The 6,387-nt window shown below is 72.7% G+C and carries 8 protein-coding genes; 3 read left to right on the top strand and 5 right to left on the bottom strand.

The window, feature by feature from the left end; all coding sequences use genetic code 11:
* The 3 genes from IE249_RS37470 to IE249_RS16235 all read right to left on the bottom strand — a co-directional run.
* The coding region (locus tag IE249_RS37470; RefSeq protein ID WP_229858718.1) for an NUDIX hydrolase at positions 1-136 on the bottom strand (136 nt) is incomplete at its 3' end.
* Between the two features lie 9 nt (positions 137-145).
* Positions 146-1,069, bottom strand: a complete 924-nt coding sequence (locus tag IE249_RS16230; RefSeq protein ID WP_189705720.1) for a pyridoxamine 5'-phosphate oxidase family protein — start codon at positions 1,067-1,069, stop codon at positions 146-148.
* Between the two features lie 20 nt (positions 1,070-1,089).
* Positions 1,090-1,554 (bottom strand): VOC family protein, encoded by a 465-nt coding sequence (locus IE249_RS16235; RefSeq protein ID WP_189705540.1) that lies wholly within the window; start codon positions 1,552-1,554, stop codon positions 1,090-1,092.
* 122 nt (positions 1,555-1,676) lie between these two features.
* Between IE249_RS16235 and IE249_RS16240 the strand changes: the two genes are divergently transcribed.
* On the top strand, positions 1,677-2,216 hold the full coding sequence (locus IE249_RS16240) for a CGNR zinc finger domain-containing protein (protein ID WP_189705541.1): 540 nt from the start codon (positions 1,677-1,679) through the stop codon (positions 2,214-2,216).
* A gap of 38 nt (positions 2,217-2,254) precedes the next feature.
* Here IE249_RS16240 and IE249_RS16245 read toward each other — a convergent pair whose 3' ends face one another.
* Entirely contained in the window at positions 2,255-3,037 is a 783-nt protein-coding gene (locus IE249_RS16245) for a hypothetical protein (protein ID WP_229858626.1), read from the bottom strand.
* A gap of 1 nt (position 3,038) precedes the next feature.
* A complete protein-coding gene (locus tag IE249_RS16250; RefSeq protein ID WP_189705722.1) occupies positions 3,039-3,569 on the bottom strand; it encodes an RNA polymerase sigma factor in 531 nt (176 codons plus the stop codon).
* 386 nt (positions 3,570-3,955) lie between these two features.
* Between IE249_RS16250 and IE249_RS16255 the strand changes: the two genes are divergently transcribed.
* Complete coding sequence (locus IE249_RS16255; protein WP_189705542.1) at positions 3,956-4,981, top strand: aspartate-semialdehyde dehydrogenase; 1,026 nt, start codon at positions 3,956-3,958, stop codon at positions 4,979-4,981.
* A 120-nt stretch (positions 4,982-5,101) separates the two neighbouring features.
* Positions 5,102-6,387: aminopeptidase N (gene pepN, locus IE249_RS37475; protein ID WP_229858631.1), on the top strand; the 1,286-nt coding region annotated here is incomplete at its 3' end.

Here is a 6,387-nt window from a genome sequence, read left to right on the forward strand (position 1 = left end):
GGTCCTCGCCGTGTTCCATGCCACCGCCCGGCAGGGTCCAGCGGCGGGCGCCGTCCCGGGCGACCCAGCGGGCCAGCAGCATCCGTCCGTCCCGCACACACACGGCGTAGGCCGCCACCCTCAACTCCTTGCGCATGCGGTGACGTTACGGCAGCAATGGGTTGGCCGGTGAGTATTCGGGCGGAGCCCAGCGCAGCGGCAGCGCCGCGTCCCGCTGGACCGCCTCGGCGAGCGTGAAGCGCACCCGGCGCTCCCCGTCCGCCCCGAACTCGGTGCGCGCCTCGCCGGTGAGCTGCAGGGTCGTGCCGTTCGTCCAGTCCAGGAAGAGGAGCCCCGCACGCGGGTCGGCCGAGAGGTTGCCGAGGGAGAGGAACATGGAGTTGCCCGGGTAGTCGCGCCAGAGCAGTTCGCGCGGCGAAGTCACCCGTACGAAACCGGGGTTGCCTCCCCGATGACTCGCGTCGGCGCCGCGGCCGTGCGCCGTGGCCAGGAAGAAGGTGTCGGCGGCGGCCACGAAGTCCCGCTGTTCTGACGTAAGTTCGGCGCCGCGGCGTTTCTGTCCGGGAGTGCGGTCGACGTATGTAAAGGACTCCCTTCGCTGAAGGTACTTGGGGCAGTTGGAGAACACCTGGTCCGCCTCGATCGCGAAGCCGGCGCGGGTCGGGGTCAGCACGCCGTTCAGGCGCATGCGGCGGCGGGTGCGCGGGTCGAGGGCGATGGTTCCGGTGTACGTGCCCGGCGTGGCGAGGGCGCGGGCGAGGGGGTCGTCGGCGGGCACGCCGCCGGTGACCGACATCGTGTGCGGTCCCGTGGCCCGGACGAAGCCCGGGGCGCCGGTCAGCGGTGCGGCCCAGACCGCGCCGCTCACCGGGTCGGCGGCGCCGGCGACGAGCAGCGGCTGGAGTTCCAGGAAGGCGGCGGCGACCGGTTTGATGCCCCGGCCCACCGACCGGCCGACATGGTCGGCCGCCTCGCGCACGCCGACCCGGTCCTGCATCGCACGGGAACCGGCGTGGTAGATCCCGTCCCCGGCGCGGAGAGCCTGTCCGGTTGCGGTCGTCGCGGCCATCTCTGTCGGCGCGGCCATCTCTAGAAGAAGCCGCAGGTCGGAGCGGACTCGTGCGGGGCCGGTGCGCCTTCGGCGCCCTCCGGGGCGAAGATCTCCAGCCGGGTGCCGTCCGGGTCGTGGAAGAAGATCCCGCCCGAGGCCGAGCCCTCCCGGTGGGCCACCACGCCCTCGTGGGCGAACTCCACGCCGTACGCGCGCAGGGCCGCCTCGTACTCCCTGACCCGCTCGACCGACCCGGCGGCGAGGGCGAGGTGGTGCAGGCCGGCGCGGTCGCCGGAGTACGCGCCCCCGGCCTGCTGCCAGAGGGTCAGCACGGGCTGCCCGCCGCCCTCGCCGTCCCCCTCGCCGTCCCCGAGGAAGGCGTACCGGCGGCCCTCCTCCTTGCCCTCGGCCAGCAGGGAGAAGCCGAGCACGTCGCGGTAGAAGGCGAGCGAGCGGTCGAGGTCGGTGACGTTCAGGCCGATGTGGCCGGTGCGCAGGGTCATGGGACACCTCGTTCGATGACGATCGGAACTTCTTAACCTGTCATCGACCATTTAAGGGTTAGATTGGCCCGCGGTCAACCGGTCATCTACTCTTGAGGGGTTAGCAGAGAAGGAGTGGTCCCATGTCCGGTGCCCGCGATCCCCGTCCCCTGACAGGCGAGCCCCTCGCGCTCGACCTGCTCAACACGCGGTGGAACCGGGACGGCTCCCTCCAGGACCTGCTCACCGGCCCCGACGGCCTCGCCGTGTGGCTGGCGGCCAACGGGCTGGACGAGGAGTACGCGCCGGACGCCGCCGTGCTGCGGCATCTGCTCCAGGCGCGGGACGCGCTGAAGGCGGCCGTCGACGGCTCACCGGAGGAGGGGGCCCCGCTCGTCGACGCCGTACTCGCGCACGGGCGCATCCGGGCCGGGCTCACCGCGCGGGGCCCCGTCGAGCGGCCCGAGTTCGCCGACCCGTCCTGGGGACCCGCCTGGCTCGCCGCCCGCGACTACCTGGAGCTGCTCACCACCGCGCCGGACCGCATCCGGGCCTGCGCCCACGAGTCGTGCGTGCTGCACTTCTTCGACACCTCGCGCAACGGCACCCGTCGCTGGTGCTCGATGGCCGCCTGCGGCAACCGCGCCAAGGCCTCCCGCCACTACGCCCGCTCACGCGGCTGAGGCACCGGTCACGGCGGGTACCGTCGCGGCCGGCCCGCTCACGGCTGCTCGCAGGTCAGGGTGCGCGCGGTCGCCAGCGCGCCGGTGATCCGGTCGCGCAGCGGGGCGATGTCCCGCTCACCGGTGACCAGGGTGTCGGGGGAGGCGGCATGGCGCGGGATCCCCACGAGGACGTGGTCGCCCTGCCCCGGAACGGCCGGCTCCGCCACCAGGAAGGTGACCTCCAATCCCGCCTTCGCGGGCTCGTACGAGCGGGTCACGCGCAGGGTCACCCGGTCCCTGTCGCTGCCCGGCACCCGCTGCACCCGCCGCACGTCGCCCTCGGCGACGAGCCGCGCGCAGGCGAGGTAGCCGGGCGTGCCGAACACGGACGCGGCGCCCCGGCTCGAGACCTCCTTGTCGGCACTGCCCCCGGCGTCGAGGCCGGTTCCGGCGCCCTGCGAGACGAGCCACCCCAGCCCGAACACGGCCGAAGCGGCGGCGGCCGCGGCGAGCGCCCCCAGGGCGAGGGTCCGGGGCCGGCGCCCACGCGCCCACCGCCGGCCGGGCACCCGGACCGCGCCCGCCCGGCGGGCCCGCGGTTCGGGTGCGGGAGCGGGCGGTTCCGCGATCGCGTCGGCGATGAGCTCCAGGTGCTCACGGAGCAGGGCGAGGTCGGTCGCGGCCGCCCGGTGGGCAGCCAGGTACACGGGGTCCGCCTCCGCGCCCGGGGGCAGCGGTTCGCCGGTCAGGGCGGCCGTCAGCGGGTCGACGCGCTCGCGGGGGCCGCAGGGCCCGTGGGGCCGCTCGTGGGGCTCGTGCGGCTCGTGTCCGGCGGTCATCTCACACCACCTCGTCCTGGTGCAGCCGGTCGCGCAGGGCACGTACGGCGGTGTGCAGCCGGCTCTTGACCGTGCCCTCCGGCACCCCGAGCTGCTCGGCGATGGAGCGGACCGGCAGGTCGGCGTAGAAGCGCAGCACGACGACCTGCCGCTGGGCGTCGGGCAGCTCGTCCAGTCCCCGGGCCACGGCGAGGGAGAGCAGCCGGGTGTCCTCGCCGCCGGCCGTGTGCTCCGGCGGGCGCAGGGCGGCGAGCCGCTCGCCGAGCCGGTCCTGGCGGCGCCGGGCGCGCTGCCAGTCCATGGCGAGGTTGGAGGCGACCACCGCGGCCCAGGCGGAGACGTCGCGCGGGGCCTCGCGGCCGCTCGCGGCCCGCTCCAGGAGCCGCAGGCGGACCTGCTGCACCCCGTCCGGCAGGTCCGCCTGCGGCACCCCGCCGAGCGCGAGCACCGCCCGCACCCGGCGTTCCTGCGCCGCGTCCAGCGGATCACCGCCGGCCGCCTCCCGGCCGAGGCGCGCCCTTCTGCGCAGCACAAGCCCTCCCCTCACCGCGTCAGTCCTACGACGCGGCGGCGGCCCGAAACGTTCGCCGCGGCCGCACGGAGTTCAGGGAATGCGGCGAAAGGCATCAGACGCCGGCAGAGGCGTACGTCACATCGCCGTATGGGCCGGGACGGGACGGGCAGGGACGACGGCAGCACGGCTTGCGGCACGGGGGCCCCGCCGGACGAACATCTGCGGCTCGTCCGGGGTGAGCACCGCAGTTCCGCGACCGGGGCCCGGCCGGGCCCGTCCCACTCCTCGGGCACACCGGGCAAAGAATTGGACACGTGGGCCGGGGTCGGCCGCATGATGGAAGGGCCTGTGCCGAGCACACGGGCAGGACAGGCACGTACAGCAGCACACGCTAAGGAGTCGCCGTGAGGGTCGGAATCGTCGGAGCCACCGGTCAGGTCGGCACGGTCATGCGCAGGATCCTCACCGAGCGCGACTTCCCGGTCACCGAGCTGCGCCTGTTCGCCTCGGCCCGCTCCGCGGGGACCGTCCTGGACGGGGTGACGGTGGAGGACGCGGCGGCCGCCGACTTCACCGGCCTGGACATCGTGCTGTTCTCGGCGGGCGGCGCCACCTCCAGGGCGCTGGCCGAGAAGGTCGCCTCGCAGGGCGCCGTGGTGATCGACAACTCCTCCGCCTGGCGCAAGGACCCGGACGTGCCGCTGGTGGTCTCCGAGGTGAACCCGCACGCGGTCGCGAACCGCCCCAAGGGCATCATCGCCAACCCGAACTGCACCACGATGGCCGCGATGCCCGTGCTCAAGCCGCTGCACGAGGAGGCGGGCCTTCAGGCGCTGGTCGTCGCCACCTACCAGGCGGTGTCCGGCTCGGGCCTCGCGGGCGTGGCCGAGCTTCACGGCCAGACCCAGAAGGTCGTGGCGGACGCCGACAAGCTGACCCACGACGGCTCGGCCGTGGACTTCCCCGAGCCGGCCGTCTACAAGCGCCCCATCGCCTTCAACGTGCTGCCCTTCGCGGGCAACCTCGTCGACGACGGCCTGAACGAGACCGACGAGGAGCAGAAGCTCCGCAACGAGTCCCGCAAGATCCTGGAGATCCCCGGGCTGAAGGTCTCCGGCACCTGTGTGCGCGTGCCGGTCTTCTCCGGCCACTCCCTCCAGGTCAACGCCCGTTTCGCGCGTCCGCTCGACGTGGAGCGCGCCACCGAGCTGCTGGCCGGCGCCCCCGGCGTCGCCCTCTCCGACATCCCGACCCCCCTCCAGGCCGCCGGCCAGGACCCGTCCTACGTCGGCCGCATCCGCCGCGACGAGACGGTGGACAACGGCCTCGCCCTTTTCATCTCCAACGACAACCTCCGCAAGGGCGCGGCCCTGAACGCGGTGCAGATCGCGGAGCTGGTGGCGGCGGAGCTGAGCGCCCGTTCGGCGTAGGGCGGGCCCCGAGGAGCCTCGCGTGAGGACGGGCGGTCACCGGCAGCCGGTGACCGCCCGTTCAGTTGCGGCGCGACGTGGAAGGATGACCGCACCCACACATCACGAGGAGATGACCGCGTGCCTGGCACAAACCTGACTCGCGAAGAGGCGCAGCAGCGGGCGAAGCTGCTCACCGTTGACTCGTACGAGATCGATCTCGACCTCTCCGGCGCGCAGGAGGGCGGCACCTACCGGTCCGTGACCACGGTGCGCTTCGACGTCGCCGAGAACGGCGCCGCGTCCTTCATCGACCTGGTCGCCCCGGCCGTCCACGAGGTGACGCTGAACGGCGACTCGCTCGACCCCGCCGAAGTCTTCGAGGACTCCCGGATCGCCCTGCCCGGTCTGCTCGAGGGCCGCAACGTCCTGCGGGTCGTCGCCGACTGCGCGTACACCAACACGGGTGAGGGCCTGCACCGCTTCGTCGACCCGGTCGACGACCAGGCGTACCTCTACACGCAGTTCGAGGTGCCCGACGCCCGCCGCGTCTTCGCCTCCTTCGAGCAGCCGGACCTGAAGGCCACCTTCCAGTTCACCGTGAAGGCGCCCGAGGGCTGGACGGTCGTGTCCAACTCGCCGACCCCCGAGCCCCAGGACAACGTCTGGGTGTTCGAGCCGACGCCGCGCATCTCGACGTACATCACCGCGCTGATCGTCGGCCCGTACCACAGCGTGCACAGCGTGTACGAGAAGGACGGCCAGTCGGTGCCGCTCGGCATCTACTGCCGGCCCTCGCTCGCCGAGTTCCTCGACGCCGACGCGATCTTCGAGGTCACCCGGCAGGGCTTCGACTGGTTCCAGGAGAAGTTCGACCACGCCTACCCGTTCGCCAAGTACGACCAGCTCTTCGTGCCCGAGTTCAACGCGGGCGCGATGGAGAATGCGGGCGCCGTCACCATCCGCGACCAGTACGTCTTCCGGTCCAAGGTGACCGACGCGGCGTACGAGGTGCGGGCCGAGACGATCCTGCACGAGCTGGCCCACATGTGGTTCGGCGACCTGGTCACCATGGAGTGGTGGAACGACCTGTGGCTGAACGAGTCGTTCGCCACCTACACCTCCATCGCCTGCCAGGCGCACGCACCCGGCTCGCGCTGGCCGCACTCGTGGACCACGTTCGCCAACTCCATGAAGACCTGGGCGTACCGGCAGGACCAGCTGCCGTCCACCCACCCGATCATGGCGGAGATCAACGACCTGGACGACGTCCTGGTCAACTTCGACGGCATCACCTACGCCAAGGGCGCGTCCGTGCTCAAGCAGCTGGTGGCGTACGTCGGCATGGACGAGTTCTTCCGGGGCGTGCAGGCGTACTTCAAGCGGCACGCCTACGGCAACACCCGCCTGACCGACCTGCTGGGCGC

The organism is Streptomyces anandii JCM 4720 (genome assembly GCF_014650655.1).
Taxonomy (GTDB): Bacteria; Actinomycetota; Actinomycetes; order Streptomycetales; family Streptomycetaceae; genus Streptomyces; species Streptomyces anandii.